The following is a 26264-nucleotide window of genomic DNA, read 5'->3' as shown; positions in this document are numbered from 1 at the left end:
AGTTGAACATGATCCGCAAACCAAGCTGGAGAGAGTCCCTCGCCGTCTATCTCGAATTTCGGGTGTTTATTCTCTTTGCCATGGGGTTTTCATCGGGTCTGCCGTTGCTGCTGGTGTTCGGTACCCTCTCATTCTGGTTGCGCGAGGCCGATGTCAGCCTGACCGATATCGGCTATATGAGCTGGGTGGCGCTCGCCTATGGCTTTAAATGGCTGTGGTCGCCGCTGGTGGATCGCATGCCGCTGCCGTTGCTCTCCACGCTGCTGGGGCGTCGCCGCAGCTGGATGTTCTTCTCCCAGCTGTTGATTGCCGCCGCGCTGGTCGGCATGGCGTTCTGCGATCCCAAGACCGAGCTGGCTCAGTTGGCGATGTTTGCCCTGCTGGTGGCCTTTGCCTCGGCGACTCAGGATATCGTTATCGATGCCTATCGCATCGAATCCGCCCCCGAGCGGCTGCAGGCGGCGATGGCTGCCTCCTACATGACCGGTTACCGACTGGCGATGATCATGGCGGGCGCGGGTGCGCTGGCGCTGGCAGCCTGGTTTGGCAGCAACAGCGGCTATGACTATCGTGGCTGGCAGATTACCTATCTGGTGATGGCAGGTCTGATGTCACTCGGGGTCATCACCACGCTGTTTTGCCACGAGCCGGATATCGATCTGGCCGAGCAGTGCAAACAACAGGCCGAACGCAAGGCGCAGCTCCTGGAAAAAGGGTGGCCTGCGCTGCTGGCGAGTGCGGGGGCCTGGGGCTATGAGGCGGTCTGGTGTCCGTTTGCTGACTTCTTTCGTCGCTATGGCAGCTCGGCGCTTCTGATCCTGGCTCTGATCGCCTGCTATCGGGTTGCCGATGTGGTGATGGGGGTGATGTCCAACAGCTTCTATGTGGATATGCAGTTCAGCAAGACCGAGGTTGCCACCATTACCAAGGTGTTTGGCGTCATCATGACGCTGGTGGGCGCTGCGCTGGGGGGCGTGCTGGTGATGCGCTTCGGCACGCTGCGCATCCTGTTCTTGGGGGCGCTGCTCACCGCCAGCACCAACCTGCTGTTTGCCCTGCTCAATCAGGTTGGTCACAACCTGGAACTGCTGACGCTGATTATCTCGCTGGATAACCTCAGTGCCGGTATCGCGACCGCGGCCTTCGTGACCTATCTTTCCAGCCTGACCAATGTGGCATTTTCGGCCACTCAGTACGCCCTGTTCAGCTCGGTAATGTTGCTGCTACCCAAGTTGCTGGCCGGTTTTTCCGGGCAGGTTGTGGAGCAGATTGGCTACAGTGCCTTCTTTGTCGGAACCAGTTTATTGGGCTTGCCCGTGTTGTTGTTGATTGTGCTTGTCGCCAGAAAAGGGAGTGAGTTGCTCTCAACGGCTGACAAATAGCAAGCGTTTGCGTAGAATCGGGGGTGATTAGATTCACACTTCCGGATAAAGTTCCCGAGAAGTTGTTTCACCCCCAATTTTATTTGATTAGAATCCCTCTCGCTCCTTGTGGGCAGGCTACGGAAAACCTCAACTAACGCACAAGAGACCAATAAAATGGCCAAATTTACCAAGACTCTGATCGCTGCCGGTCTGCTGGCTGCTGCCGCTACCCCGGCCTTCGCTGCTGATTACAGCGGTGATATCCACAAGAATGACTACAAGTGGATGCAGTTCAATATCATGCACACCATCGATCAGAAGCCCCATGGTCCGGATGGTTACAACGATACTTATTTCGAGATGGAGTTTGGTGGTCGTTCAGGCATTTTTGACCTGTATGGTTACGTCGATTACTTCGATATTTTTGACTCCAAGCACAGCGACAAGCACAAGCAAGAAAACCTCTTCATGAAGTTTGCTCCGCGTGTATCTCTGGATGCATTGACTGGCCAAGACCTCTCTTTTGGTCCGGTGCAAGAAGTTTACGTTGCCACCCTGTTTAACATCGGTGGTGTACAAGGCCTGAATGATGCATTTGTAGGTCTGGGTGCTGACGTTATGGTGCCGTGGTTCGGCAAAGTTGGTATGAACCTGTACAAGCGTCATGCTAACGAAACCTTCAGTGGTCAAGGCGAAGGCTGGAACGGCCAACAGTTCTCCATGAACTGGTTCAAACCTTTCTATACCTTCTCCAATGGCAGCTTCGTCTCTTACCAAGGTTATCTGGATTACACCTGGGGCATGAAAGAAACCAGTCATTCTGATGGTCTGGGAACCTTCCACGGTATCTACTGGCATTCCGACCGTTATGCCGTTGGCTACGGTCTGAAGTACTTCAACGAAATCTACGGTATCGACAACTCTGACGCGTTCAAGTCTACCGGCTTCAGCCACTACTTCTCTGTTACCTACAAGTTCTAATAAAACTTGGGGTACAAAAAACCGGAGCATCTGCTCCGGTTTTTTTATGGCCGCGATTTAGATAGCGTGGCGCGAGTCATCAAGTGCGCCACGGCTGAGTGGATAAATCAGTCGCGGAAGTTCTGGAACTGCATCGGTTGACCCAGTTCGGCGCCACGGACCAGTGCCATGGTTTCTTGCAGATCGTCACGCTTCTTGCCGGTGACACGTACTTCATCACCCTGGATGGCGACCTGTACCTTGATTTTGGAGTCCTTGATCAGCTTGACCAGCTTCTTGGCGATCTCTTTCTCGATCCCCTGCTTGAATTTTACGGTCAGGTGGAAGCGTTTGCCGGAGTGAACGGAGTCACCTACTTCCATGGAGCTGTTTTCGATGTTGCGCTTGAGCAGGGCACCGCGCAGGATTTCGACCATCTGCTTGAGCTGGAAATCGGCATCGGCTTCCAGCTTTACCTCTTCCTTGTTCAACTCGAAGCTGGCTTCTACCCCACGAAAATCGAAACGGGTGGCCAGTTCACGATTGGCGTTGTCGACTGCGTTCAACACCTCGTTCATTTTGACTTCAGAGACAATATCGAATGACGGCATAGCCGGAGCTCCTCATGTTGCGTTATCGGGGGGCAAATCTACCAGAAAACGGGCAAATTTGCTGATTTTGATGGGGTTGCTCTGCTAGAATCCCCTGCGCACAGGACGGGTGGACCCGTTAGTGTCCACCAGCGACATCTTCACTTATCCCCGGTAACAGGTTGAGAGGATTGCAACCCTTACCCTGACAGAGTCACACCATGCCAAGCGGATTAAAAAATTCCCGACAGCCCGTTATTCCACCCGTTACTCCGAAGTGGTCACTGTTGGGTTGTGGCGCCCTCGGCGGCGTTTTTGCCTCCCTGCTGACCCAGAGTGGTCAATCCACCCGTGTCTTGTTGCGCGAACATCATAAGTCCACGCTCCATCCGGGGATCGATTTCACCTCGCTGGAGGGGCATGTCCAGCTGCTCAATATCGAGCGCGGATTTGTCAGCAAACCCGGCAAGATCCTGCGTCTGCTGGTGATGACCAAGGCCAGTCAGGTGATTGCCGCACTGACACCGCTGGTGGGTAAGCTCGATGCCGGCGTGCCGATCGTGCTGCTGCACAACGGGATGGGGATTGCCGAGCAGGTGGTCGAGATGTTCCCGCACAATCCGGTGATTGCCGGTGTCACCAGCCATGGCGCCATGCAGTGCGGTCATTTTGTCTTCCGTCATACTGGCAAGGGTGAAACCTGGCTTGGCCCGATCAACGATGCCGCCAAGGCCCATGCCGCGCTCGCGGACGAGCTGGCGTTGGCACTGGGCCAGGCTGGTTGGGATGAGCAGGTATTGACGCGCCAGTGGCAAAAGCTGGCCATCAACTGCGCCATCAATCCCCTGACGGCCCTCTACAAGCTGAAAAATGGCGAGCTGGCTGGCCCCCGTTTTGCCGATGCCCTGCAGCAGATCTGCGTGGAAGTGGCGGATGTGATGTGTGCCGAAGGAGTTGCGACCACGGCAGAGGAGTTGCAGCGTCGGGTGATGACAGTGGTGGAGCTGACCGCTGACAATTACTCCTCCATGCATCAGGATATGGAGCTGGGACGCGAGACCGAGATTGAGGCCATCACCGGCTTCCTGTTGGCCAAGGCTGCCCGGCATGGCATTGCCGTACCGGTCAATCAGGGTCTCTATCAGGCGATTAAAGAGAAGAGTCAGGCCGTCTGATCTTTTACATGACAGAGCAAGCTGCAAGGAGGCGAACGTGAGTGTACTGGTGCTGGTGGCCCCCGGGTCGGAAGAGATAGAGACGGTTGCGATTGTCGATACCCTGGTGCGTGCCAGCATCGAGGTGGTGCTGGCCTCTTGTTGTCCAGCCGGATCCCGTCAGGTGAAGGCATCGCGCGGGGTACAGCTGGTGGCTGATTGTCATATCGACGAGCTGACCCGTCGGGACTTTGAAGCCATCGTGGTGCCCGGCGGTTTGCCCGGCAGCGAAGTGATCCGCGATACCCCGCTGGCCATCGATCTGCTCAAAGAGCAGGCCGCTCTTGGCCGCTGGCGCGCTGCCATCTGCGCCGCCCCTGTGGTGGTCTTGCAACATCACGCTCTGCTGGATGGTGCCATTGTCACCTGTCATCCCGGCTTTCAGTCCCGACTACCGGCATCGCAGCTGTCACATGAGCGGGTAGTCAGAGATGAGGCTCATCGCCTTATCACCAGCCAGGGGCCGGGCAGCGCCATCGAGTTTGCGCTCGAACTGGTTCGGGTGCTGTGCGGGGATGAGGTAGCGGCCACTGTCGCTGACCCTATGGTGCTGCCTTGAGCGCACTCTGTTGCTGAATCCAGCTGGCCATGCTTTGAAAACGGGCCCCGGTCATCTTGATCGGGGCCCGTTTGTTATCTGCTGTTGTCGGTCACGCCATCTTGTCCGGCTCAGTAGTCGTACTGTTTGCACTTCTTCTTGCGAAACTCTTCACGCCAGCGTGACAACTCTTGCTTTGTGCCGAGTGTGTCCCCTTTCTTGATGGCCTGTTCCAGTATCTCAATCCGGTCGTACAGCCAGCGGCACTCTGCCGTCGGGTTGTTCTTGCCGATGCCGGTCAACGGTAGCAAACAGAGTCCCAGCCAAAGATATTTCATCCCGAACGCTCCTTGTCATTGTGGTAGTAAAGGTCTCCTTGGAGTCTACTATTTTAGCCGTAACGAGAGAGATAGAGCTGTGCTTATCCTTGGGGTAAGATGGTACCGTGTCTGTTTATTTATACAGTGGTATGCGCAAGATCATCCATATCGACATGGACTGCTTTTTTGCCGCGGTGGAGATGCGAGATAACCCCGCATTGCGGGAGGTGCCGCTCGCCATCGGTGGGGCCTCCGAGCGGCGCGGCGTCATCTCGACCTGCAACTATGTGGCGCGCCGGTTCGGGGTGCGCTCCGCCATGCCGAGCGCGCTGGCGAAAAAACTCTGCCCGCCGCTGGTACTGATCCCTGGGCGAATGGCGGTGTACAAGGATATCTCCCGTCAGCTCAGGGCCATTTTCCTCCGCTATACCGATCAGGTTGAACCGCTGTCGCTGGATGAGGCTTACCTCGATGTGACCCACAGTCGCTGCTGTGGCGGCAGCGCCACCCTGATGGCGCAAGAGATCCGGCAAGCCATCGTCACCGAACTGGGATTGACCGCCTCGGCCGGAGTGGCCCCCAACAAGTTTCTCGCCAAGCTCGCCTCGGAGCAGCGCAAGCCTGATGGTCTGTTTGTCATTCGTCCCGACGAAGTGGCCGAATTTGTCTGCCAGTTGCCACTTGGCAAACTGCCCGGGGTGGGGCGCAAGACCGCCGAGCGGCTGGAGGCTCAGGGGCTCTACACCTGTGAGGATGCGCGGGCCTTGTCGGCACAAGAACTGTGCAGCCGTTTTGGCAAGCTGGGGGAGATGCTGACGACCCGGATCTGGGGGCTGGATGAACAGCCGGTGCAGGCGCACCGGATCCGCAAAACCATCGGGGTGGAGACCACCCTGGCGAGCGATGTTTGTGACGAAGCCGCCTGCCTGACGGTCTTGCAGCAACTGTTGCCGGAGCTTGAGCGGCGATTTCAGCTGGCGTGCCCTGCCGAGCAGGTGATGGGGCAGGGGATTAAACTCAAGTTTGCCGACTTCCACCAGACCACCGTCTATCGCAGTCAGGGTGGCTATCAGCCAGCCTTGTTCGTTCCCCTGCTCAAAGAGGGGCTACAGCGGGCGCAAGGGCGTTCGGTTCGCCTGCTGGGCTTGGTGGTGGGTTTGCCAAAAGAGGGTGAAGTTAATCAACTCTCGCTGGATTTGCTGTGAGAGAGTTAAGTTTTTGTTTATAAAGTCGATAATCTATCCATATCTGTATGACGTAGGAATATTGGCATGAGCGCTCTTTCTGTCCAGGGTCGGATTACCCTGATCGCCGGTTGCTGTCTGTTGGTGACAGCCGCCGCTCTGGTTGCCTCTTCGATTTACAACGCGAACAAGATGCAACAGCAGGTGCGGCAAGCCACCATGCACGAGGCGCAGCAGTCTGCCGAAAACTGGATGAAGGCGATGGGCTCGGAGCAGGCGGCCAAGGTGACCAGCTATCTCGATGAAGCCTATTTCCGCGCCAGTTTGCTGGCGGAGAGCGTGTTGTTCCAGCGCAAGAATGCGGCCGAGAACTTTGTCCATTCGGAGGCGCTGCGCAGCGCCGTCAATCAGCAACTGCACGATGCCGTTGCCTCATCGACCAATCTGCTTGGTGTCTATGCGGTGTTCGAGCCTGACCAGCTGGATGGGGAAGACAGCAACTATCAGGGCTCAACGGCGCTGGGTTCCAACGACAAGGGGCGTTTTTCCAGTTACTGGGCCTATGACAACGGCAAGATAGAGCCGGAAGTGCAGAATGAGGATGTACTGGCCGATGAGAGCCCGACCGAGGCTGGTGGAATCGAAAACGAGTGGTATCGCTGCAGCATTCGCACCCGTGCCCTCTGCCTGCTGGAGCCCTATCTGGACGATGTGGGCGATAAACAGATATTGATGACCTCGGTGACGGTCCCGCTGCTGGAGCAGGAGACCTTGCTGGGGATGGTCGGGGTCGATATCTCGCTGGCCACTTTGCAGAGTCTGGTCAGTACCATGGACAAAGAGCTCTATGACGGCAAGGGCAGAATCTTGCTGGTCAGCCACGAGGGGCGCGTGGCGGGAGCCGATGAGTTCGATGTGATCATGGGGCGCGGGTTGGATCAGAAGTATCAGGGGCTGGCCAGCGAGCTGAAAGGCTGGCTCAGTCAGGGTCAGGAGCTGACTCGCTGGAGCAGCGATGGCACCCTGTTGCAGACCTTTGTCCCGGTATCCATGCGTGGCACCGACCGTAAATGGGGCATCTACATTGAATTGCCACGGGCCGTAGTACTGGCCTCGGCCCAGCAACTGCAAGATGAGCTGGCCAGTGAGGCCAATCGCAGCGTGGTCTCGCAGCTGTCGATCGGAGTGCTGATCTCGCTGGTGGCCCTGAGTTTTATCTGGTTGATGGCGCGCCAGATTGTGGCACCCATCCGCGCCGTAGTTGCCCGTCTCAAGGATATCGCCAGCGGCGAGGGGGATTTGACCCAGCGTATCGAGATCCAGCGGCAAGACGAGATCGGCGAGCTGGCCAAGTGGTTCAACAGCTTCCTCAACAAGTTGCAATCCACCATCAGTCAGGTGATTGATACCGTCTCCGGTACGCGCAACAGTGCCGAGCGAGCCGCGCAAGTGGCCGAGCGCACCAGTAGCGGCATGCAGGCCCAGTATCAGGAGATCGATCTGGTGGCGACGGCATTTGAAGAGCTGAGCGCTACGGCGTTGCAGGTCTCCGGTAATGCCGGCTCGGCGGTGGCGGCTGCCAACACCACTGATGCCGCGGCGCAAGAGGGCAAATATGTCGTTGCCGACACCCAGGAGGCGATGCGCAAGCTGATGACCATCATCAACGATGCCCAGCCGGTGGTGGAGCGACTCTCCGCCAACAGCGACAACATCAATGACATCCTCATTGTGATCCAGGGAATTGCCGAGCAGACCAACTTGCTGGCGCTGAATGCGGCTATTGAAGCGGCGCGGGCCGGTGAGCAGGGCCGTGGCTTTGCCGTGGTGGCCGATGAGGTGCGCAATCTGGCGGGTCGCACCCAGAATGCCATCGTCGAGATCCAGACCCTGATCAGCCAACTGCAATCCGGTACCGGCGCCGTGGTCAAGGCGATCCGCGATGGTCATGGACAGGCTGACGAGACCCTCGCCAAGGTGGATCTCTCGGTGCAGGTACTGGAGCAGATTATCCAGTCAGTCTCCACCATCCATCAGATGAATGAGCAGATTGCCCGGGCGGCGCAGGAGCAGAGCCGGGTGGCGGACGAGATCAATCGTAACGTCAGCAACATTCGCGATGTGAGCCACACCATTCGGGCCGAGGCGGCGACCTCCGCCGAAAATGGTCGCGAGCTCTCAGCGCTGGCGGACAAGCAGCAGCAGCTGGTGGGGCAGTTCAAGGTATAGAAGGGATGAAAAAAGGCGCCATCCAGCTGGAGGCGCCAAACACATTCAGATGACAGACTGGGTCAAACCGGTGAGATTTGAGCCCCTCTTCCCGCAGAGGAAGAAACACAACACCACAATCGCAGTCGAAAGACTCACTAAAAACACATGTAAACCAACACGTAGTAGAAAATGTGAGCCATATGACGACTGATTGCTGGGCGAATTATGTTTATTCACTGGTCGACCCGCAACCGACAAATTATAATGCGCCCCATTAGAAAAACTCATCGTCGGCTGGTGTCATGTCTCGTCGTTTACCCCCGCTCAATGCCCTCAAGGCCTTTGAAGCAGCGGCTCGTCACTTAAGCTTTACCCGCGCAGCAGAAGAGTTGTTTGTGACTCAGGCTGCCATCAGTCACCAGATCAAGGCGCTGGAGGAGTATCTTGGCATCAAGCTGTTCCGCCGCAAAAATCGCTCCTTGTTGCTGACCGAAGAGGGGCAGGGCTATTTCCTGGATATCAAGGACATCTTTGCCTCCATCTCTGAGGCGACCGACAAGCTGCTGGCCCGCAGTGCCAAGGGGGCGTTGACTGTCAGTTTGCAGCCGAGTTTCGCCATCCAGTGGCTGGTGCCGCGGCTGGTCAAGTTCAGCGAGCGCCACCCCGATATCGACGTGCGGATCAAGGCGGTCGACCTCGATGAAGGGTCGCTTACCGACGATGTGGATGTCGCCATCTACTACGGCCGCGGCAACTGGCCGGGTCTGCGCTCGGACAAGCTGCATACCGAATACCTGATCCCGGTCTGTTCCCCCTTGCTGCTGACCGGGCCCAAACCGTTGCGTACGCCGCAAGATTTGACTCTTCATACCCTGCTGCACGATACCTCCCGCCGCGACTGGAAGGCCTGGTTCCGCCAGCTCGATATCGATGCACCCAACGTCAATCAGGGGCCCATCTTCAGCCACTCCACCATGGTGATCCAGGCGGCGATCCACGGCCAGGGGGTGGCGCTTGGCCACAGCGTGCTGGCACAACCCGAGATTGAGGCCGGCCGCCTTATCTGCCCATTCGAGCAGGTGCTGGTGAGCAAAAATGCTTTCTATCTGGTGTGTCAGGAGCAACAGTCGGATCAGGGCAAGATCGTTGCCTTCCGCGACTGGATGCTGGAGCTGGTGGAGCAGGAAGAGGCGCGTCGCAGGGCAAGGCTCGCCGATGCCTGATGTAATCCGCGAGGGGGCAATTGATGCCCCCGTTCGCATTTTGCTGGCCCACGGGGCAGGCGCGGGGATGGATCATGCCTTTCTTACCGAGTTGTCACGTCTGCTGGCTGGCCCCGACATCGAAGTGGTGCGCTTCAACTTTCCCTACATGACAAAGCGTGCACAGGATGGCAAGCGCCGCCCGCCGGACAGAGCACCTGTGCTGCTAGCCCATTGGCGCGACATGATCCGCGAGTTTGCCCATCCACGGCTGTTTCTGGCGGGCAAGTCGATGGGCGGGCGGATGGCGGCGGAACTATATAGCGAAGGCGAGGGTGAGATGAATGCTGCAGGATTGCTCATTCTCGGGTATCCTTTCCACCCTCCGGCCAAGCCCGACAGCTGGCGAGGCGAGGTACTCAAGCATATTGCAGTGCCAACCCTGCTGTTGCAGGGGGAGCGCGATACCTTCGGTAGTCGCGCCGAACTGGCCGATTTCCCCTTCTCACCCGCCGTATCGGTCCATTGGTTGACCGATGGTGATCATGGTTTCAAACCGCGTAAAGCCAGTGGCGTGAGTGAGCAGGAGAATATGCAGCATGCAGCGGCGGCCATCAGCCATTTTGTGGCCCGACATGGATAGCACGAGAGGGTTGGTTTGATTGCCAGCCGTGATGAGAGAGGGAGAGTGAGGATGCAGATCCATCGACATTGGCTGATACTGGCCGGTCTCTTCGGGTTGACGGCCACCATGCTGGGGGCTTATGGCGCCCATGGATTGGCGGCGACCGGCATTACACCCGAGCGTCTGGCGGCATTCAATACCGCCGTGCAATATCAGTTTTTTCACGCATTGGCCCTGCTGGTTCTGGGCTGGTGTGGTGTGCGCAGCAAGGTGATCCACCTGGCTGGCACCGCTTTTGTGCTGGGGATCATCGGATTTTCCGGCAGTATTTACGCCATGGTGCTGCTTGGCAGCAAGGGGCTGGGATTGATTACCCCGGCCGGTGGCCTCTGTTTTATGTTGGGATGGGCGGCCCTCTGCTGGGCCGGCTGTCGTCTTGGAGGAAAAAATGAATAATCTGCTGCTTTATTGCCGCCCCGGTTTTGAGAAAGAGGCGGCTGCAGAGATCACCGAGCGTGCCGGTAACATGCAGTGCTACGGTTTCGCCCGGGTCAAGGACGACAGCGGTTATGTGATCTTCGAACTGTATGACGAGGAGCAGGCGGACCTGCTGGCTCGCAAGCTGCCGTTCCGGGAACTCATCTTCATCCGCCAGATGCTGGTGGTCACCCATGAGCTGAAGGATCTGGATGTCGCGGACAGGATCTCCCCGATCCTTGAGGCGGTGAGTGACTACACCATTTGCGGCGATCTGCGGGTCGAAACCGCGGATACCAACGAAGCGAAAGAGCTGTCGGCCTTCTGCCGCAAGTTCACCGTGCCGCTTCGTCAGGCGCTGCGCAGCAACGAGATCCTGACCAAGAAGGAGACGCCAAACCGTCCGGTGTTCCACGCCTTCTTCATGGCCAATGATCATGTCTTGCTGGGTTACTCCTACTCGTTCAACAACTCCGGATTCCACATGGGGATCCCGCGCCTGCGCTTCCCGGCCGATGCACCGAGCCGCTCCAGCCTCAAGCTGGAGGAGGCGTTTTACGTGTTCGTGCCGCGGGAAGAGTGGGATGTGCGTCTCTGCTCAGGCATGAAGGCGGTGGATCTGGGCGCCTGCCCGGGTGGCTGGACCTATCAGCTGGTGCGTCGTGGCATGATGGTGACGGCGGTTGACAACGGCATGATGGCCCAATCCCTGATGGATACCGGTCAGGTCAAGCATATCCGGGATGACGGTTTCGTCTGGCGTCCGAGCAAGAAGAACACCTACTGGCTGGTGTGCGACATGGTCGATAAACCGGCGCGGGTTGTTCACATGATTGCGGACTGGTTCCGTGAGGGTGACTGCCAGGAGGCGATGTTCAACCTCAAGCTGCCGATGAAGAAGCGTTATGCCGAGTCGGTACACAATATCGAAGTGTTGCGCGAGATGCTCAAGGAGATCGACAACGCGTTCGTGATCCAGGCCAAGCAGCTCTATCACGATCGAGAAGAGATCACCGTGCATGTTTATAACAAGTACTGGGTCTCCAAACTCGAGCCCAAGGCGTGATGTAGCAGTTCTGCCCGTACGATAAATACCAAGGCCGACAGGGAAACCTGTCGGCCTTTTGCTATTCGGCTGCCGGAAAATATCAGAAACGGTAATCGAGGCGCAGGGAGGATTCGTCGTCGGTCACCTTGATCTCTATCTGCAGCGGGATGGTTTTGTCGACCGGATTGAATTGCATCTTTATCCCGTCTCCTCTCAGCCTGAGGGCGGTGTTCATTCCGCCAGCCTTGAACTTGACCTTGGGTCTGAAGCGTTCAACCGACAGACTGACGCTCTTTTCCGGGGTTAGATTAAGCTGCGGGTAGGAGGTGATCTTTTGATTACCAAAGTTGTCGGTGGAGACTTCAATACCAAACGACAGGGGTTTGGGTGCCTTGAGCAGGTCGTTGGTATTCAGGCTCGAGCGCCATACCTCGGTGGCAGTCCGTTTTTCCTGCTGTGGCAGTTTGGCGGTTTGGGTCTGTTGATCCTGCTCGAAAGCACTGGCAGTACCACAAACCAGCATCAGACCCGAAACCAGATAGCACCCGTATCCCTTCATGAAAAACACTCCCTGTTCTTCTTCTCTATTGAACATAGTTGCTGTTCGGGGAGTGGCAAAGGATTCGGAAATATAAAAAAGGGAGCAGAAGCTCCCTTTTAAAATCAATGAATTAACTCACAGACGATCGATGATGGCCTGGGTGAATTCGCTGGTGGAAGCCGTGCCACCCAGATCGCGGGTGACCCGATCACCGGATTCGATGGTGGCTCGTACTGCTTCGCGGATCCGCTCTGCTTTATCCTGCATGCCGAGGTACTCCAGCATCTGGATGGAGGCTAGGATCACCGAGGTCGGGTTGGCGATATTCTTGCCTGCGATATCCGGTGCCGAGCCGTGCACCGCTTCGAAGATGGCGGCGCCATCGCCGATGTTGGCGCCGGGCGCCATACCAAGGCCGCCAACCAGACCGGCGCAAAGATCCGAAAGGATATCGCCGAACAGGTTGGTGGTGACCATGACATCGAAACGCTCCGGGTACATCACCAGGTTCATGCAGGCGGCATCGACGATCATCTCTTCGCTCTGGATATCCGGGTAGTGGCTGGCGATGTCACGTGCCACTTCGAGGAACAGGCCGGAGGTCGACTTGAGGATGTTCGCCTTGTGGATGATGGTGACCTTCTTGCGCCCTTCCTGACGGGCCAGCTCGAAGGCGAACTTGACGATGCGCTCGGCCCCTTCGCGGGTGATGATGCTCATCGCCTCGGCACTCTTGTTGTCATCGCTGCGCTTCTGACCTGCTCCCGAGTACATCCCTTCGGTGTTTTCACGCACTGTGATGATGTCGATGTTGTCGTAACGGCTTCTGGTGCCCTTGAAGGAGATGACCGGACGCACGTTGGCGTAGAGGTTGAATTTCTTGCGCAGGGAGACGTTGATGGAGGTAAAACCGCCGCCGACCGGGGTGGTCAATGGCCCTTTCAGGCTCACCTTGTTCTTCTCAATCAGATCCAGGGTAGCCTGGGGCAGCAGCTCGCCATGCTTCTCGAGGGCAACCAGACCCGCATCAGCGTATTCGTACTCAAAGTCACAGCCCGCATGGGTCAGGATCTGGATGGCTGATTCAATGATGCTGGGGCCAATGCCGTCGCCGGGGATCACGGTAATTTTTCTTTTGGACATGAGAGGGTTCCACTTCCAGGGTATAGGGGAGGATGGGGCTGCTTTATAGCATTTACTCAGCAAACCAACCACATTCCTTTACATTCTACTCACTTTTATCAACAGCGAGGGTGAGTCTCGTCATGGTTCACGCCCTTGCCTGCATTTTTGTTCGGCACTTTAGTCCGGCTGGGGCGGGTAGCGGATGTCCCGCAGGTTGAATCCCAGCGGAATATCCCGCTGCAAGCGCACCAGCCGCTGGGCCAGCAGGGCCTCATCCTGATGCTGGCGCAGCTTGAGCAGTGGCTTGGCGGCGTCCTCTTGCTGACAGGCTTCGAGCATGGCTGCCAGATTGCCATATTGCTGCAACAGTTGGGTGGCGGTCTTGGGGCCGATCCCCGGAACCCCCTTGATATTGGAACCGCTGATACCGGTCAGGGCCCAGAAGTCGACCAGCTGAGCAGGGGCTACCCCATATTGCTGCTGGACGAAGGCGGCATCCAGCCAGCGCTTGTTGAAGTAGTCGCGCACCCGGATCTGCGGGCAGAGCAGTTGGCAGAACCCCTTGTCGGTGGAGATGATGGTCGCCTGATGGCCATGGCTGGCGATGCCGCAGGCGAGGGTGGCGATAAGGTCATCCGCTTCATCGGTCTCGGAGAGCAGGGCATCGACCCCGCACTCCCAAAAGGCATCCTGCAGGGTCGCCAGCCCTTCACGCAGTTCGGGGGGCATGGGAGTTCGCCCCTCCTTGTAGGCCGGATAGACCTCTTTGCGCCAGCTATGCACCTCGCCATCAAACACGGCAATGACATGGGTCGGCTCGCTATTGGCCAGCAGCTTGCGGCAGGTATTGATAAGGTTGGCGCGGGATGCAACCAGCGCCTGGGCAGGGGTCAGTGCCTGCTGGGCCTGTACCGCGTGCAGACGGCGAATGAGGTTGAGGGCATCGATGATGAGCAGGTGTGGCCGGATAGTTGACATGGGGCACTCTTGGCTGTCGGGACGCCCCATTGTAACAAACCGCTCGCCTTATGGGGGATTGATGGCGGTCGGGAAGGCATTGAGCCAATAAAGAGGGGCGCCGATGCGCCCCTCTGTCGATGATGTATCTGTACCCTAGCGGACGATTTCGTAGCAGGGCACATACTGGCTGCCCGGCAGCTTCATCCGCTGCTGCTTGACGAAACTCTCCAGCAGCTTGTCCATCAGGTGCATCAGCTCCTTGTCGCCGTGCAGCTTGAAGGGGCCTTTCTTCTCGATGGCGCGAATGCCCCCTTCCTTGACGTTGCCGGCGACGATACCGGAGAAGGCACGACGCAGGTTGGCTGCCAGCAACTGGGGCGGCTGGTTGCGGTGCAGATCCAGACTTGCCATGCTGGCGTGATCCGGCTCGAAGGGGAGTTGGAACTCCGGTTCAATCTTGAGGGACCAGTTGAAAGAGTAGGCATCGCCGACCGATTTGCGGTATTCGCGGATTTTCGGCATCGCCTCTTTCATCACCCGGGCCACTTCCGGTGCATCGCCGACAATGATCCGGTAGAGCTTGGTCGCCGGTTCACCGAGGGTCGCCTTGATGAAGTCGTCGATGGCACGGAAGTAGTCGGCACTCTCTTTCGGGCCGGTCAGGATGATGGGCATCGGCTGCCGCTCGTTGGCCGGATGCATCATGATGCCGAGCAGATAGAGCAGCTCTTCGGCGGTGCCGACCCCGCCCGGGAAGATGATGATGCCATGGCCGAGGCGCACGAAGGCTTCCAGCCGTTTCTCGATATCCGGCAGGATCACCAGCTCGTTGACGATGGGGTTGGGCGGTTCGGCCGCGATGATGGAAGGCTCCGTGAGGCCGATGTAGCGGCCGTTTCTTACCCGCTGTTTAGCATGGCCGACGGCGGCCCCCTTCATCGGGCCCTCCATGGCGCCAGGGCCACAGCCGGTACAGATGTTCAGCTCGCGCAAGCCCAGTTCGCTGCCCACGGCGCGGGTGTACTGGTATTCGATCTCGTTGATGGAGTGGCCACCCCAGCAGACGATCAGGTTGGGATCGGCGCCGGGCAGGATCACCTTGGCGTTGCGCAGGATGGCGAACACCACGTTGGAGATATGAGTCGAATTGGTGAGGTTGACCAGGCGGTTCGATTCGAGCTGATTGGAGACATAGAGAATGTCGCGCAGCACAGAGAAGAGGTGCTCCTGAATGCCGCGAATGATCTCGCCATCGACAAAGGCGTGCTCGGGGGCATTGAACAGTTCCAGCTTGACCCCGCGCTCGCGCCGGATCACATGAATATCGAACGATTTGAAGCGCTCCAGGATCTCCTTGGAGCTGTCGGTATGGCTACCTGAATTGAGCACTGCCAGCGAGCAGTTGCGAAACAGTTGATAGATATCGCTGGAGGCAGTCTGCTTGAGGCGATCCACCTCGAGCTGTGACAGCAAATCCATGCTGCCAACGGGATTGATGTGCGTAATCATAGGTTCCCCTTTACTCACTTGTTATCGTTGTGTTTTTCCCTGGGGAGAAAAGGGGACGCTATGTTGCATCCCCTGAGATCGATAGTAGTGGTAACAGAGGGTGGAGGGAAATAGGGCGACGACTGTTCGCTGTTTTTTTAGCCGCTTGTCAGGCCAGTGTCACTTGATCCCGACCGGTGTGCTTGGAGTGGTAGAGCGCCTTGTCCGCCCGTTCAAACACATCTGACGGGTTGTCCCCATCCTTGAACAGGGTTGCGCCGATGGAGATGGTGATCTCCACCTTGGCATCGCGAAAACGGAACGGGATGCTCTTGATGGTCTGGCGCAGGGTCTCCAGCGGCTTCTGGAACTTGTCCGGGTTGATGTTGGGCAGCAACACCACGAACTCTTCCCCACCAAAACGGGCGATGAAATCTGTGTCACGCAGTGCACTCTGCAGCGCTTTGGCGACCACTTTCAACGCCTTGTCACCCGCCATATGGCCGTAGTTGTCATTGATGTTCTTGAAGTGATCGATGTCGATGATCGCCATGCAGAGCGGAGTGCGGTAACGAAGCCAACGTTTGTATTCCTGCTCCAACCGTTCATCGAGGGCGGCCCGGTTGTGCACCTGGGTCAGGCTGTCGAGGAACAGCTTGTGTTTTTGAATGGTCAGCCGCTTCTTGTACTCGGCGGTCTCCTCCTTCATCAAGCGCAGCTTGGACTCCATGGTGGAGAGGCGGGTGAGCAGGTGGCGCTCCCGCGCCGCCGTGCTGTCACGCTCCTGCAGCAGCAGGTTGATGGCGCCCATATGGCCGGAGATGGCGCGCTTGAGCGCATCGATGGAGTTATGGCTGGCCAGGGAGTGATCGATCGCCTGCAACTCGTTGACCAGCGCCTCGCGGGTCTCGCGGGTTTCATTTTGCAGCGCACGCCCCTCATCGAGGGATTCGGTAAACCCGACATGTACTGCGGAGAGGCTTTCGTTGAGGGAGCTGAGGAAGGCGCGGGAGGCTTTGCGCTCCTCACGGGTGCCTTCGATGATGAGCTCGATCACCTGCAGGCAGGTTTCCGCCAGCAGGGCAGGGTTGATCCCGATCAGCAGTTGGCGGCGAATGTCGCTCAGGCTCTCGCCGATGGCGCCGGCAAAGTCGAGTTCGGTGATAAGCCGCTGCAGCTCATCGGCGATGCGAGCGTGATCCTTTAGATCAAACGGGTCTACATCGGGCTGGCCATCGTTGCTGGCAGTATCGCTTGCTTGTTGAGTTGCACCTGACGGTGCCAACAGGGGTTGGCTTGGCAGCAGCTGGATCTTGATCGCCTGCTGGTAGAACTCCAGCAGCTTGATCACCTTCTTTTGGTGATCGGCAATGCCGTAACCGGCGGGACTTGCCAGAAATTCCTTGAGGGACTTGCGGGTCTCTTCCGGGAAGCCCTTGATGTTTTTCAGCTGTTTGGAACCAAGTTCGATGGCGGTCTGGGTCAGGGTGATCGACTCTTCCAGCGCATTGCTGTGCTGCTGCAGCAGTTTTTCAATGGCCAGCAGATCCTCGTCTAGCGCGGTAAATGCGGGATTGTTATCCAGTTTCTGCTTGAGCTTGGCGAAGCGATTGTCCAGCTCGCGGTCGAAGCCACGGCAGGAGAGCATCAACTTGTTGATAAACTGGATACCACGGGCACGCTCTGCATCGGAAAACGACAGTACGCCGTCGAGTTCCAGCTGTTTCTGCTGAAGGGATTCCCTGAGCCTTGCCAATTGTCCTGCTACGGCAGCGATGTCATTCATTATCAGGTCGCCCTGTTGTCATTATTGTTTTTGGTGTTGGATAGCAACAGTGGTCGAACTTGGTTTCGATCCTCGCCTGTTATCTACATTATTTCCTGGTGGTTATCGGCTGCCGGCTTCCTTGCAAGGCTGGGCCAATTAACCCATTGCTTTTCATGAGAAGAATTGACTTTTACCAGTCCCTTGTCAATTGCCATCAGGCCGCATTGCCACACATCTCCATTAAAAAATGCCGCTTGTTGGCAATCGATCGCAGCCAGCTCCAACCAGGCGTTTTGCTGGCATTTATCACTGAGCTGAATGGCTCCCGACAGGGCGAGATAGCAGAGGTCAAACAGGCCATTGTGATCGAGCGCGGTCGCCGCTTTCGGCAGGAAGGGGTGACTGACAATCCCGAGGCTGAGCTGGCGATCCAGCGGATAGTTACAAGGGAAGGCGGCGATGGCGGTCAGCAGGTCTCCCGCCAGTTGATGCAGGTTGGTGACGTGGCGCTGTGGCACCACATAGAGCATGTGTCCTTCACGCAAGTCATAGATACGGCCATCTTGCGGGGTCAGGGTGTCCATATAGGCACCGAAGGCCTGCTCGATTTCTCTGCTGGCCTGATAGCCGTGGCGCTCCAGCGTGTTGACCAGGAAAGGCACCCGGAACAGCAGATAGTGCAGCTTGTCATCGAACTCGCTGGAGGGCTGTTCACTGAGGTACCAGCGATCCGATTTGAGTTGGCGCTTTGCCATCTCCCGCGGCCAGCGGTTCATCAACCGCTGCCAGTTGGCCAGCCCCGAGCGTGGCTCGATCAGCAGGGCCTCATTGGTCCGTTTCAGTTGCAGGCGGGCAGTACGCAGCTTGAGCCAGAGGGTGAAGAAGAGGTAGATAAAGAGCGCCAGCAGCAGGCTGGTGGTGATACTCGACCAGAGATAGCGCTCCTGCTGATGCTGGCTGTTGTTAAGCCGCTGCTCCAGCTCCTTGATATGTTGCACCCGCTCGACCTGAACATAGTTGTCACGGATCGCCGCCTGCTCCATGGCCTGCTCCTGCTGGCGCACCTCCTCGCCAAGACGGTGGAAGCGCTTGTAGCTGTCGAGAGCCTGACGCAGATACCCCTTCTGCTCATAGGCCAGCGATAACAGGCGGAATACCTCGTACTGACGGCGAGTATCGCCGAGCTGATTGGCCAGCGCGCGGGCGTTCTCCAACTGCAGGATGGCGATGGCGGCCTCCTGCTTCTTCAGATAGAGCTCGCCGAGCAGCAACAGGGTATCGATCAGCGGCTCTTTGGCATCGCTCAGCTCATGGGACTGACGGGCCGCATTGAGGTAGTTGCTGGCCAGCGAGAGGTTGCCGCTTTGCAGGTAGGTTTTGCCGATTTCGTATTTGAGCAAGGAGGCCTGCGGTCGGTTGCTCCCCTCATCGAGCAGATCCAGCGCATTGAAGAAGTAGACCAGCGCCATATTGAGGTCGCCCTGCTCGCGGTTGAGTCGCGCCAGCACCATCAGGGAGTCACACAGCAGGGAGGGGTTGCCGATGGAGTGGAAGTAGTTGGCCGCCTCATTGGCATACTGCAGCGCTTTCTGGGGCTCCTGCTCCTGCTGGTAAAGTTTGACTATCTGGTTCGACAGCAGGCCGAGAAAGAGCGGGTCATTGAAACTTTTAGCCTGTTGCTGGGCATCAATATATTCCCCCAGCGCCAGCTGTGGCTGCTGCAGCGCGCGATAAAGGTCGCCGCTGATGGCGCTGACCCAGGCACTGGCGAGGGGATTGGGGGTCTTGGCGGCCCAGATCCGCGCATCTGCCAAGTGGGCCTTGGCATCATCGAAGTGCTGGTTCTCGATGTCGTAGCTGGTGCGTTGCAGGCGGCCATAAATCTGCAGCTGGCTCTGCTTGAGCGTGGGGACGGCCAGCTGTTCGTCCAGTTGATCCATCAGGGCGCGGCTGGTGCTCTGGTTATCCGGTTTGAGGGCCTGACTGCGGATCTTGAGATAGAGGCCGTGGGCCTTGAGTTCCGGTTGCCGCTCTTTGTCTGCCAGCGCCATCGCCTTGTCGAGCGCTTGCTGGGTGGCCTGATATTGGCCCAGTTGCAGCAGACACTCCCCTTTGAGCAGATGGGCGCCGATGGTCTGGGCTGCCGTGCTGTAACTCAGGATGGGTTCGCGATAACCGAACTCCTGGCGATTGCTGATGATTTGCTGGGGATTATTGGCTGCGCGCGTCAGGAAGGCGGTGGTGATCTGGACGCATCTGGCAGGATCGGTCAGTACCATCGATTGCGCTTGTTGCAGATCGATAGAGAGTTGCTCCTTGTCGAGATCCAGATTCGGAGCTGACAGGGAGGACATCATCATGGCCAGAAAAAACAGTTGATTCATTGGATTAAGGACGGCGCAGAGGTGTTGGCATGTTATCCAAGCCCCCCCCTGCGAGTCCAGCGTTTACTGTGGTTTGCTGGTGGCCGGCAAGTGGGTTTCGTCTGGATTTTATTATCCAGCCCCCTTATCACAGCTGCGTAAAGCATCGATCGAAACCTTTTTGCCAGTCATGGAGGGCAGTGCGACTGCCCTCTCTGTCGCAACTCGACTTTATTGGCGGATTAGACGCAGGTTGGCGGGCACGGCTTCGAAATCGGAGCGGAACGGGTTGATGTCGAGGCCGCCGCGGCGGGTATAGCGGGCATAGACGGTCAACTGCTCAGGCTGGCAATAGTGCTTGAGGTCGATAAAGATCCGCTCGATGCACTGCTCGTGGAACTCGTTGTGCTGGCGGAACGAGATGAGATAGCGCAGCAGCTTCTCCCGATCGAGTTTCGGCCCCTTGTAGCGGATCACTACAGAGCCCCAGTCGGGCTGGCTGGTGACCAGACAGTTGGATTTGAGCAGGTGGCTGTGCAGGGTCTCTTCTACCTGATCGCTACCGGCTGCCCCTTGCAGCAGGGACGCATCAAACTCGTAATTGTCTACCTCGATATCCTGCTCATCGATGCACTCGCCAGGCAGCAGGGCAATCTGGTGCGGCGCCTTGTCGAGGGGGAACAAGGTCACCTTGACGGTCTCGCCGGCACAGGCGCTCAGATCCCTGGTCAGCATGGCGGCGACTGCCTCGATAGAGTCGCAACGGGTCTGGTTGAAGGAGTTGAGGTAGAGCTTGAAGGATTTGGATTCGATCAGATTCGCACTGGTGGCCGGAATGGTCACTTCACCCACCGCCACCATCGGCTTGCCCTTGGCATTGAGCCAGGAGAGCTCATAGAGGGTCCAGACATCGCAACCGCTAAAGGGCAGGTCATCGCCCAGCTGGAGATCATCCCGGTTCAGGCTACGTGGAACCGGCTGCAGCAGGGAGGGGGTGTACTGGCTAATGTAATCGGATTGCTGGCCCAGGCTCAGGCCGGTCAGGGCGCTGGCCCCGGCGTATCTATCTTGTTTGCTCACAGGGTTGCTCACGTAATGTGCTCATGATGAGTGGAATGAAACAGGCCATTGCAGAGCCGGATGGTTGCAGCCGTTTGGCTTGGGCGTCGGCCTCTCTATATCCCGGGTTCTGTTTCCCGGGTCGCAAGGTCGGCCGGCAACCTTGTCTGTTACCGGGTTTGGTGGTGCAATAGCGGACTTTGCCAGCAATTGTGGGGATTTTCGATGTCGGATCAAGTTTTGTCTGCCCTGGAGCACTTTTTTGCCCGCTGGCAACGGGATGGCGAGGCCAGACGAGGCCTGCCCCTGTGCGAGTGGGAGGCGGACTGGCGTTCCCCCTGCCAACTTGGTGAGCCCGCCGATGGTCGGGTGGCCTGGCGTCCTCACCATCGCCCCGAGCCCGCCGACTTTACAGCCATGGCCGATGCCCTTGAGCTGACGATTCATCCCAGCGCCATTGCCTTGTTCGGACACTGGTTCAGTCGCCCTGTGCCCTGCCTCTTCAAGGGGCTGCGCCTTGAACTGATCTTGCCGTGGAACGAGTCGGATCTCGACCTGCTCAGGGAGAACCTCATCGGCCACCTGCTGATGCTGCGCAAGCTAAAACGAACCCCCTCCATCTTTATTGCCACCACCCGCAACGAGATGACGCTCATCTCGCTGGATAACGAGAGTGGTCAGGTGTGGCTGGAGTGGCTCGATTCCGGCCGCCGTCTGGCGTTGGCGCCCTCCTTGCCGGCGTTTCTGGAACGGCTTGAGACGTTGCCGCAATAGCACCTGCTCGAGCCAAGGTTACCCATCGGAACGAAAAGAGCCTTGCCATGCGGCAAGGCTCTTTTTTATGGCATCGCGTACAGGGAACGCGCTTAATCCTTGAAATCCCAGGAGAGGTTGGAGACCAGACGGCAGCTGTCGCACTTGAAGTCGAAGATCTCGTGCAGTGGCTCTGCCAGCGCCCACTCACCGCCACAGCTGGGACAGGGGCGCGCCTTCTCCTCGGCGGCGCTCAGCCCGCCCACCCGATAGAGGTAGTAGTAGGTGGGGATGCCGCTCAGCACTTCCAGCCGTTTGGCCAGATCGCTGCCGCGCCGGTAGAGGCGGCTGCCCACTTCGCCGATTTCGTGCAGCGCCGCATGTTCGGCGATGGAGCCGTTCATCTGCAACTGATCGCACGCCTCCCAATCCTCCTGCCACTTGATGATCTGCTTCTGATCGCCGTTGGCGACCGCGGGCAGTTGGTAGAGCGGAATGGGGGCGAAGTGGTCGCCACAGCGCAGCGGCGAGCAGGTGTGCAGGAAGCTGGTGTAGAGCAGCATCCAGCTCGGCCGCTCGCCCTGCTGGCCGCAAGGATCTGTGCTGTCGGAGAGCAGATCCGCCCCCTGCAGCTGGAGTTTGGGCGCCAGCAGCCCGGCCTGGTTGAGCTGCTGCTCGGCCAGTTTGACCTGCTCGCTCTGGTTGTCGGGGTGCAGGCTATCCTGCTCCGGGCAGACCACCCGACTGACGAAATAGCCGTCATGCATGCTGGTGGGGAACTCCCGCCCGAGGATCTGACCCTGATAACGCAACATGTCGAGGTAGTTGACGATGGCCCGCTCGGCTTCGCCAAGGGAGGTATCGCGGTAACACTCAAAGCAGAGTTCGACGATATACATGGCTCAGCCTTGCCCCTGCTGGAGGAGCAGGTCGGTCAGGCGATCCACCTTCTGTTCGATGCGCGCGAGCTGTTCGGCGAGTTGCTGCAGGGTGAGCTCCGGTGCTGGCTGAGGCACAGCCTCTGGCAGGATCTCGCTCTCGGCGGTCGCAACTGGCTGCTGCTTCCACTGGCTCAGCACTTTCAGCAGCTCGGCCATCGGCACAGACTGGGTGAGGCGGGCCTTGATCATGGCGGTGGTGGGCGTCAGGCCCTTGGCGGCCAGCTCGTTGGCAATTCGGATGATCTCGTGGGCGGACATAAGCATGCTCTGGGTGAGAAGGGGGGATCGATATCGGGGCGGGATCTTAACCAAAGCCAGCAGGGGAGGAAAGGGGCGGGCGGCTTAGCGGGGCTGGCGCAGCATCACATCGAGCTGGTCGATCGCCTCGCACCAGTCGGAGTCGTTCCACAGGGCATCGCGCAGAAAGCTGGCCTGGGCGGCGTTCCAGAAACCGGCCTCCGGCAGCAGGGTTTCATTGTCGAGGTGATGGTCGTGCACAAAGCGGTGCAGGCTCAGCTCGTCGTTGGCCATCCCGAGCTGGGCAAACAGGGCTGGCAGATCGTGGACAAGGGGTTCCATCTCGTCTCTCCCTTTGTTTCATCCCTGAGATTATAGACAGGCACAGCCATCGGGCGCAGAGACGAGATTGGGGATCAGGCTGAGGGGATTCGATGGGGTGGCAGATCAACGCCCACGACGTGCAGCCCCTGCATCTTGAGGGTGCCCTGATAGTGGCTCTCGCCATCGCTGGAGAATTCAAACTGGTAGTGGGTGAGCAGCCTGAGCGGCTTGCCGGCCAGTTCACGGCGGCTGCGGGCCAGTGACAGCAGTTGCAGATCATGGTGCTGGCAGTAGCGGCGCATGTATTGCCAGGCCACTTCTGCCTGTTGGCGTTGCAGCCAGAACAGGCCGGCTACGGCAATCAGCAACAAAATTCCGAGCATCTCTCCCATAGGCGGGCTTCCTTATCGTGATGTCGATAACCGGGAGTCCTGCTCGGCACTCCCGATCTCCTTTTCTATTTCCCGCCGTGTTGCCTCGTGGCGTGAGGGGGAGGCGAGGGATCAGGCCGAGGCAAACAGACGGCCGATGGCTTTGCCCAGCGCATCGCTGCGCTCGGGGTCGCGCAGTCTGGCCAGCATATCATTGCGCAGGGCCGGTAAAGTGACCAACTCGGCAAAAACCTGATTGAAGAACTGGGTCGGTTGCTGTGCCAGTTGTTCCAGATAGTGGCTGAGCAGATTGGCATCTTTCAGATCGTGCCAGAGCCGGCCGGCGATGGCGAGCAGCAGCGCAGGGCTTGGCTGGGTTTGCAGCAGGGTCAGCAGCTTGTTGGTGCGCAGCGTGCTGCCGGGACAGGAGGCCATGGCGCGGCAGAGGTAGGCCAGGGTCTCCGGGTTGGGGGCGGCGCACTCCTGCTCCTTGCCGATCCGCTCGAGCAGGGCGCCTTGTACTGCCGGCGGCAGCGGGGCGTTTTCAAGGCTCTGGCAGAGGGCGTAGAGCGGCTCTTGCGGCAGTTTGGGCAGCGCCTTGCAGATCAGCGCCAGATTGCGCTCATCATGGAGTCGCTCGGCCAGATCGGCAAAGCCCTGCAGCCCCAGCGTTTGCCAACCGGTGTCGTTGGGGGCGGCCAGATAGTGGCAGAGGGCATCGTAATAGGCGGAAGGGGCCTGCTCCAGCTGGCGCGCCAGCTTGGCGTGCAGACTGGCCATTTTTGCCTCCGCTGGGCGGAAGGTGTAGGGATTGTCGGCCAAGCGCTGGGCTTTCTCTTCATCCAGATCGCCAGTGAGCTTGTAGCCCAGGGTCTCCACCACCTGATCCATGAACAGCTTGGGGCCATTTGACATCAGCAGGCCGCGCTCATCGAGGGCAAACTTGAGGAACCAGAGGTAGTGGCGAGACTCGCTTGGCTGGAAGAAGTGCACACCCAGCCAGGCGTACTGTTGCAGCGGCCAGGGATAGGGCTCCTGCTGCTGTTCGATGCGGACAAAGGTATCGCTTGCCAGTGACCGCACCTGGCGGCCCATGTCAAACAGCTGGAACTGGGTGCCAGCCTGAGTCAGAAATTCGGTCAAGGTATTGATGGCAGTAGGCGTCGCAGACATGGTGAGATCCGGCTAATGGTGATGCGGGCCGATTATAAGGCCCTTGCCGAGGATAGCCAGTGGCAGCAGACGTGCGCTGCGGCAGATATCAACATGGCAGCCATGCGGGGGGAGGTGTATAGTATCGCCCTTTTTTAAAGGCGGCAGGCCGCGCTGGTTGCCGTGTATGTCGTTGACTCGGCTGAACCGCCGGTGCTGTGCGACTGAATGTATCGGCATCCTGGCTGACCCTGTCGGGTCGGCGGATCAATTTGTGGTTATGAGGAAGAGAGCGAGATGAATCAATATTTGCTGGTAGCTGGCCTGTTGGGGGAACTCACCGCCGAGTTGCAGCGCCTTGAGCGCTGGCAAGCTGACCATCCCGGTGACGAAGCCCTGGCAAGCACCCTGCCTTTTTGTGTCGATACCCTGAGCTTTGATCAGTGGCTGCAGTTCGTGCTGATCCCGCGCATGGAGCAGCTGGTGATGTTGCAGGCGCCGTTGCCGACCAGCGTCTCCCTCTATCCCATGGCCAGCGAAGTCTACAAAGAAGATCTGGCCGAAGCAGAAGCGCTGCTGCGCCTGATCGCCCGCTTCGATCTGCTGCTTTCCGGCAAAGTGATCGAACAATGATGCCAGATCAAACCCGAGAAGAGAGTGACTTGAAGCTGACCCTGCTCTATCAGGATGAGTGGCTGGTGGCGGTCAACAAGCCGTCCGGTCTACTGGTGCACCGCAGTTGGCTCGACAAGGGCGAGACCCGTTTTGCCATGCAGATGACCCGGGATCTCATCGGTGGTCGCCATGTCTATCCGGTGCATCGCCTCGACCGACCCACCTCCGGTGTGCTGCTGTTTGCGCTCGATCCGGTGATTGCCCGCGCACTCACCGAAGCCTTCACCCAACGTCAGGTGCACAAGGAGTATCTGGCATTGGTGCGCGGTTGGGCGCCCGAGCAGGGGGTGATCGACTACCCCCTCAAGGAGCAGCTGGACAAGATTGCCGATGCCATGAGCAACCCGGATCGTCCGGCGCAGGATGCCGTCACCACCTTCCGGCGCCTGCATCAGGTCGAGCTGCCCCACGCGGTCTCCAAGAAGCACCCCACCAGTCGCTACAGTCTGGTCAGATTGTTCCCGAAGACCGGCCGCAAGCATCAGCTGCGCCGCCATATGGATCACCTGTTCCACCCTATCGTCGGGGATACCACCCATGGGGATGGTCGTCACAACCGTTTCTTTCGCGAGCACTTTGGCTGCGAACGGCTGCTGCTGGTGGCCCGCACCCTGAGCTTTACCCATCCGGTGCTCAAGGTGCCGATGCGGATCCAGGCGCCACTCGGTCAGGATGTGCTGCGCCTGTTTGCCGAGCTGGGCTGGCCCGCCAGCGAGAGCGACTACTAAGCGCCTGATCCTCAGCCTTGAACCGGTGGCATCTGACGCCAGCTTG

27 protein-coding genes are annotated in these 26264 nt (G+C 58.5%); 13 read left to right on the top strand and 14 right to left on the bottom strand.

Annotated elements, in window-relative coordinates; all coding sequences use genetic code 11:
* Window positions 1-2 precede the first annotated feature (2 nt).
* A complete protein-coding gene (locus AB5Z09_RS14065; RefSeq protein ID WP_368195521.1) occupies window positions 3-1382 on the top strand; it encodes an MFS transporter in 1380 nt (459 codons plus the stop codon).
* Between the two features lie 156 nt (window positions 1383-1538).
* Window positions 1539-2345 (top strand): outer membrane protein OmpK, encoded by an 807-nt coding sequence (locus AB5Z09_RS14060; protein ID WP_368195520.1) that lies wholly within the window; start codon window positions 1539-1541, stop codon window positions 2343-2345.
* Window positions 2346-2452: 107 nt separating this feature from the next.
* On the opposite strand, the gene AB5Z09_RS14055 is transcribed toward AB5Z09_RS14060, so the two are convergent.
* A complete protein-coding gene (locus tag AB5Z09_RS14055) occupies window positions 2453-2935 on the bottom strand; it encodes a YajQ family cyclic di-GMP-binding protein (protein WP_005338634.1) in 483 nt (160 codons plus the stop codon).
* 200 nt (window positions 2936-3135) lie between these two features.
* Here AB5Z09_RS14055 and AB5Z09_RS14050 point away from each other — a divergent pair, with 200 nt between their 5' ends.
* Both AB5Z09_RS14050 and AB5Z09_RS14045 read left to right on the top strand, forming a co-directional pair.
* Complete coding sequence (locus AB5Z09_RS14050) at window positions 3136-4089, top strand: ketopantoate reductase family protein (RefSeq protein WP_031227618.1); 954 nt, start codon at window positions 3136-3138, stop codon at window positions 4087-4089.
* A gap of 37 nt (window positions 4090-4126) precedes the next feature.
* Window positions 4127-4687 (top strand): DJ-1 family glyoxalase III, encoded by a 561-nt coding sequence (locus AB5Z09_RS14045; protein WP_021230318.1) that lies wholly within the window; start codon window positions 4127-4129, stop codon window positions 4685-4687.
* Between the two features lie 110 nt (window positions 4688-4797).
* Here AB5Z09_RS14045 and AB5Z09_RS14040 read toward each other — a convergent pair whose 3' ends face one another.
* On the bottom strand, window positions 4798-5004 hold the full coding sequence (locus AB5Z09_RS14040; RefSeq protein ID WP_021230317.1) for a hypothetical protein: 207 nt from the start codon (window positions 5002-5004) through the stop codon (window positions 4798-4800).
* 131 nt (window positions 5005-5135) lie between these two features.
* Between AB5Z09_RS14040 and dinB the strand changes: the two genes are divergently transcribed.
* The 6 genes from dinB to rlmM all read left to right on the top strand — a co-directional run bounded on the left by dinB (window position 5136) and on the right by rlmM (window position 11751).
* Window positions 5136-6191 carry a DNA polymerase IV gene (dinB, locus tag AB5Z09_RS14035; RefSeq protein ID WP_031227617.1) on the top strand — a complete coding sequence of 352 codons (1056 nt, stop codon included), beginning with the start codon at window positions 5136-5138 and terminating at the stop codon, window positions 6189-6191.
* A 66-nt stretch (window positions 6192-6257) separates the two neighbouring features.
* On the top strand, window positions 6258-8399 hold the full coding sequence (locus AB5Z09_RS14030) for a methyl-accepting chemotaxis protein (RefSeq protein WP_368195519.1): 2142 nt from the start codon (window positions 6258-6260) through the stop codon (window positions 8397-8399).
* A gap of 284 nt (window positions 8400-8683) precedes the next feature.
* The gene (locus AB5Z09_RS14025) at window positions 8684-9604 is read left to right on the top strand and encodes a transcriptional regulator GcvA (RefSeq protein ID WP_005338622.1); all 921 of its coding nucleotides are present in this window, start codon (window positions 8684-8686) and stop codon (window positions 9602-9604) included.
* Window positions 9597-10226, top strand: coding sequence for an alpha/beta family hydrolase (locus AB5Z09_RS14020; protein WP_088869975.1), 630 nt, complete (start codon window positions 9597-9599; stop codon window positions 10224-10226). The genes AB5Z09_RS14025 and AB5Z09_RS14020 overlap by 8 nt, the downstream gene beginning before the upstream one ends.
* Window positions 10227-10277: 51 nt before the next feature.
* Window positions 10278-10664, top strand: coding sequence for a DUF423 domain-containing protein (locus AB5Z09_RS14015; protein WP_040097987.1), 387 nt, complete (start codon window positions 10278-10280; stop codon window positions 10662-10664).
* Window positions 10657-11751 (top strand): 23S rRNA (cytidine(2498)-2'-O)-methyltransferase RlmM, encoded by a 1095-nt coding sequence (rlmM, locus tag AB5Z09_RS14010; RefSeq protein ID WP_005338617.1) that lies wholly within the window; start codon window positions 10657-10659, stop codon window positions 11749-11751. Before AB5Z09_RS14015 ends, rlmM begins: the two co-directional genes overlap by 8 nt.
* Window positions 11752-11833: 82 nt before the next feature.
* Here rlmM and AB5Z09_RS14005 read toward each other — a convergent pair whose 3' ends face one another.
* The 7 genes from AB5Z09_RS14005 to queF all read right to left on the bottom strand — a co-directional run bounded on the left by AB5Z09_RS14005 (window position 11834) and on the right by queF (window position 21058).
* Window positions 11834-12292, bottom strand: a complete 459-nt coding sequence (locus tag AB5Z09_RS14005; RefSeq protein WP_005349721.1) for a hypothetical protein — start codon at window positions 12290-12292, stop codon at window positions 11834-11836.
* 117 nt (window positions 12293-12409) lie between these two features.
* Entirely contained in the window at window positions 12410-13417 is a 1008-nt protein-coding gene (locus tag AB5Z09_RS14000; RefSeq protein ID WP_136501477.1) for an isocitrate dehydrogenase, read from the bottom strand.
* A 159-nt stretch (window positions 13418-13576) separates the two neighbouring features.
* Window positions 13577-14377: a flap endonuclease Xni gene (xni, locus tag AB5Z09_RS13995; RefSeq protein WP_368195517.1), complete on the bottom strand. Its 801-nt coding sequence runs from the start codon at window positions 14375-14377 to the stop codon at window positions 13577-13579.
* Between the two features lie 135 nt (window positions 14378-14512).
* Window positions 14513-15868, bottom strand: a complete 1356-nt coding sequence (gene ppnN, locus AB5Z09_RS13990; protein ID WP_019445906.1) for a nucleotide 5'-monophosphate nucleosidase PpnN — start codon at window positions 15866-15868, stop codon at window positions 14513-14515.
* Between the two features lie 148 nt (window positions 15869-16016).
* Window positions 16017-17633: a diguanylate cyclase gene (locus AB5Z09_RS13985; protein ID WP_139399615.1), complete on the bottom strand. Its 1617-nt coding sequence runs from the start codon at window positions 17631-17633 to the stop codon at window positions 16017-16019.
* An 83-nt stretch (window positions 17634-17716) separates the two neighbouring features.
* Window positions 17717-19999, bottom strand: coding sequence for a tetratricopeptide repeat protein (locus AB5Z09_RS13980; protein WP_368195516.1), 2283 nt, complete (start codon window positions 19997-19999; stop codon window positions 17717-17719).
* Window positions 20000-20209: 210 nt separating this feature from the next.
* A complete protein-coding gene (gene queF, locus AB5Z09_RS13975; RefSeq protein WP_368195515.1) occupies window positions 20210-21058 on the bottom strand; it encodes an NADPH-dependent 7-cyano-7-deazaguanine reductase QueF in 849 nt (282 codons plus the stop codon).
* Between the two features lie 204 nt (window positions 21059-21262).
* On the opposite strand from queF, the gene syd reads away from it, so the two are divergent.
* On the top strand, window positions 21263-21811 hold the full coding sequence (gene syd / locus AB5Z09_RS13970) for a SecY-interacting protein (protein WP_368195514.1): 549 nt from the start codon (window positions 21263-21265) through the stop codon (window positions 21809-21811).
* Between the two features lie 92 nt (window positions 21812-21903).
* Here syd and AB5Z09_RS13965 read toward each other — a convergent pair whose 3' ends face one another.
* The 5 genes from AB5Z09_RS13965 to AB5Z09_RS13945 form a co-directional block, all read right to left on the bottom strand.
* Window positions 21904-22689 (bottom strand): Zn-ribbon-containing protein, encoded by a 786-nt coding sequence (locus AB5Z09_RS13965; RefSeq protein WP_244775414.1) that lies wholly within the window; start codon window positions 22687-22689, stop codon window positions 21904-21906.
* Between the two features lie 3 nt (window positions 22690-22692).
* Entirely contained in the window at window positions 22693-22989 is a 297-nt protein-coding gene (locus tag AB5Z09_RS13960) for a DNA-binding protein (protein WP_201991792.1), read from the bottom strand.
* Between the two features lie 84 nt (window positions 22990-23073).
* Window positions 23074-23310 carry a DUF2789 family protein gene (locus AB5Z09_RS13955; RefSeq protein ID WP_005338602.1) on the bottom strand — a complete coding sequence of 79 codons (237 nt, stop codon included), beginning with the start codon at window positions 23308-23310 and terminating at the stop codon, window positions 23074-23076.
* A 74-nt stretch (window positions 23311-23384) separates the two neighbouring features.
* Window positions 23385-23684 (bottom strand): DUF3301 domain-containing protein, encoded by a 300-nt coding sequence (locus AB5Z09_RS13950; RefSeq protein WP_058057872.1) that lies wholly within the window; start codon window positions 23682-23684, stop codon window positions 23385-23387.
* Window positions 23685-23795: 111 nt separating this feature from the next.
* Window positions 23796-24836 (bottom strand): DUF3549 family protein, encoded by a 1041-nt coding sequence (locus AB5Z09_RS13945; protein ID WP_368195513.1) that lies wholly within the window; start codon window positions 24834-24836, stop codon window positions 23796-23798.
* A 276-nt stretch (window positions 24837-25112) separates the two neighbouring features.
* On the opposite strand from AB5Z09_RS13945, the gene AB5Z09_RS13940 reads away from it, so the two are divergent.
* Together AB5Z09_RS13940 and truC are read left to right on the top strand one after the other, a co-directional pair.
* Entirely contained in the window at window positions 25113-25448 is a 336-nt protein-coding gene (locus AB5Z09_RS13940; protein WP_005338596.1) for a YqcC family protein, read from the top strand.
* Entirely contained in the window at window positions 25445-26218 is a 774-nt protein-coding gene (gene truC / locus AB5Z09_RS13935) for a tRNA pseudouridine(65) synthase TruC (RefSeq protein WP_041202291.1), read from the top strand. Before AB5Z09_RS13940 ends, truC begins: the two co-directional genes overlap by 4 nt.
* Window positions 26219-26264 lie beyond the last annotated feature (46 nt).

The sequence above is a fragment of the Aeromonas sp. R2-2 genome (assembly GCF_040908355.1).
Taxonomy (GTDB): domain Bacteria; phylum Pseudomonadota; class Gammaproteobacteria; order Enterobacterales; family Aeromonadaceae; genus Aeromonas; species Aeromonas veronii.
The sequence above is the reverse complement of the archived record's forward strand: the minus strand, read 5'-3'. Positions and strand labels throughout refer to the sequence as shown.

Coding starts and splice junctions, on each gene's coding strand:
- AB5Z09_RS14060 (WP_368195520.1), top strand. CDS start 1,539: ATGGCCAAATTTACCAAGACTCTGATCGCTGCCGGTCTGCTGGCTGCT.
- AB5Z09_RS14055 (WP_005338634.1), bottom strand. CDS start 2,935: ATGCCGTCATTCGATATTGTCTCTGAAGTCAAAATGAACGAGGTGTTG.
- AB5Z09_RS14050 (WP_031227618.1), top strand. CDS start 3,136: ATGCCAAGCGGATTAAAAAATTCCCGACAGCCCGTTATTCCACCCGTT.
- AB5Z09_RS14040 (WP_021230317.1), bottom strand. CDS start 5,004: ATGAAATATCTTTGGCTGGGACTCTGTTTGCTACCGTTGACCGGCATC.
- dinB (WP_031227617.1), top strand. CDS start 5,136: ATGCGCAAGATCATCCATATCGACATGGACTGCTTTTTTGCCGCGGTG.
- AB5Z09_RS14030 (WP_368195519.1), top strand. CDS start 6,258: ATGAGCGCTCTTTCTGTCCAGGGTCGGATTACCCTGATCGCCGGTTGC.
- AB5Z09_RS14025 (WP_005338622.1), top strand. CDS start 8,684: ATGTCTCGTCGTTTACCCCCGCTCAATGCCCTCAAGGCCTTTGAAGCA.
- AB5Z09_RS14020 (WP_088869975.1), top strand. CDS start 9,597: ATGCCTGATGTAATCCGCGAGGGGGCAATTGATGCCCCCGTTCGCATT.
- AB5Z09_RS14015 (WP_040097987.1), top strand. CDS start 10,278: ATGCAGATCCATCGACATTGGCTGATACTGGCCGGTCTCTTCGGGTTG.
- rlmM (WP_005338617.1), top strand. CDS start 10,657: ATGAATAATCTGCTGCTTTATTGCCGCCCCGGTTTTGAGAAAGAGGCG.
- AB5Z09_RS14005 (WP_005349721.1), bottom strand. CDS start 12,292: ATGAAGGGATACGGGTGCTATCTGGTTTCGGGTCTGATGCTGGTTTGT.
- AB5Z09_RS14000 (WP_136501477.1), bottom strand. CDS start 13,417: ATGTCCAAAAGAAAAATTACCGTGATCCCCGGCGACGGCATTGGCCCC.
- xni (WP_368195517.1), bottom strand. CDS start 14,377: ATGTCAACTATCCGGCCACACCTGCTCATCATCGATGCCCTCAACCTC.
- ppnN (WP_019445906.1), bottom strand. CDS start 15,868: ATGATTACGCACATCAATCCCGTTGGCAGCATGGATTTGCTGTCACAG.
- AB5Z09_RS13985 (WP_139399615.1), bottom strand. CDS start 17,633: ATGAATGACATCGCTGCCGTAGCAGGACAATTGGCAAGGCTCAGGGAA.
- AB5Z09_RS13980 (WP_368195516.1), bottom strand. CDS start 19,999: ATGAATCAACTGTTTTTTCTGGCCATGATGATGTCCTCCCTGTCAGCT.
- syd (WP_368195514.1), top strand. CDS start 21,263: ATGTCGGATCAAGTTTTGTCTGCCCTGGAGCACTTTTTTGCCCGCTGG.
- AB5Z09_RS13965 (WP_244775414.1), bottom strand. CDS start 22,689: ATGTATATCGTCGAACTCTGCTTTGAGTGTTACCGCGATACCTCCCTT.
- AB5Z09_RS13960 (WP_201991792.1), bottom strand. CDS start 22,989: ATGTCCGCCCACGAGATCATCCGAATTGCCAACGAGCTGGCCGCCAAG.
- AB5Z09_RS13955 (WP_005338602.1), bottom strand. CDS start 23,310: ATGGAACCCCTTGTCCACGATCTGCCAGCCCTGTTTGCCCAGCTCGGG.
- AB5Z09_RS13950 (WP_058057872.1), bottom strand. CDS start 23,684: ATGGGAGAGATGCTCGGAATTTTGTTGCTGATTGCCGTAGCCGGCCTG.
- AB5Z09_RS13945 (WP_368195513.1), bottom strand. CDS start 24,836: ATGTCTGCGACGCCTACTGCCATCAATACCTTGACCGAATTTCTGACT.
- AB5Z09_RS13940 (WP_005338596.1), top strand. CDS start 25,113: ATGAATCAATATTTGCTGGTAGCTGGCCTGTTGGGGGAACTCACCGCC.
- truC (WP_041202291.1), top strand. CDS start 25,445: ATGATGCCAGATCAAACCCGAGAAGAGAGTGACTTGAAGCTGACCCTG.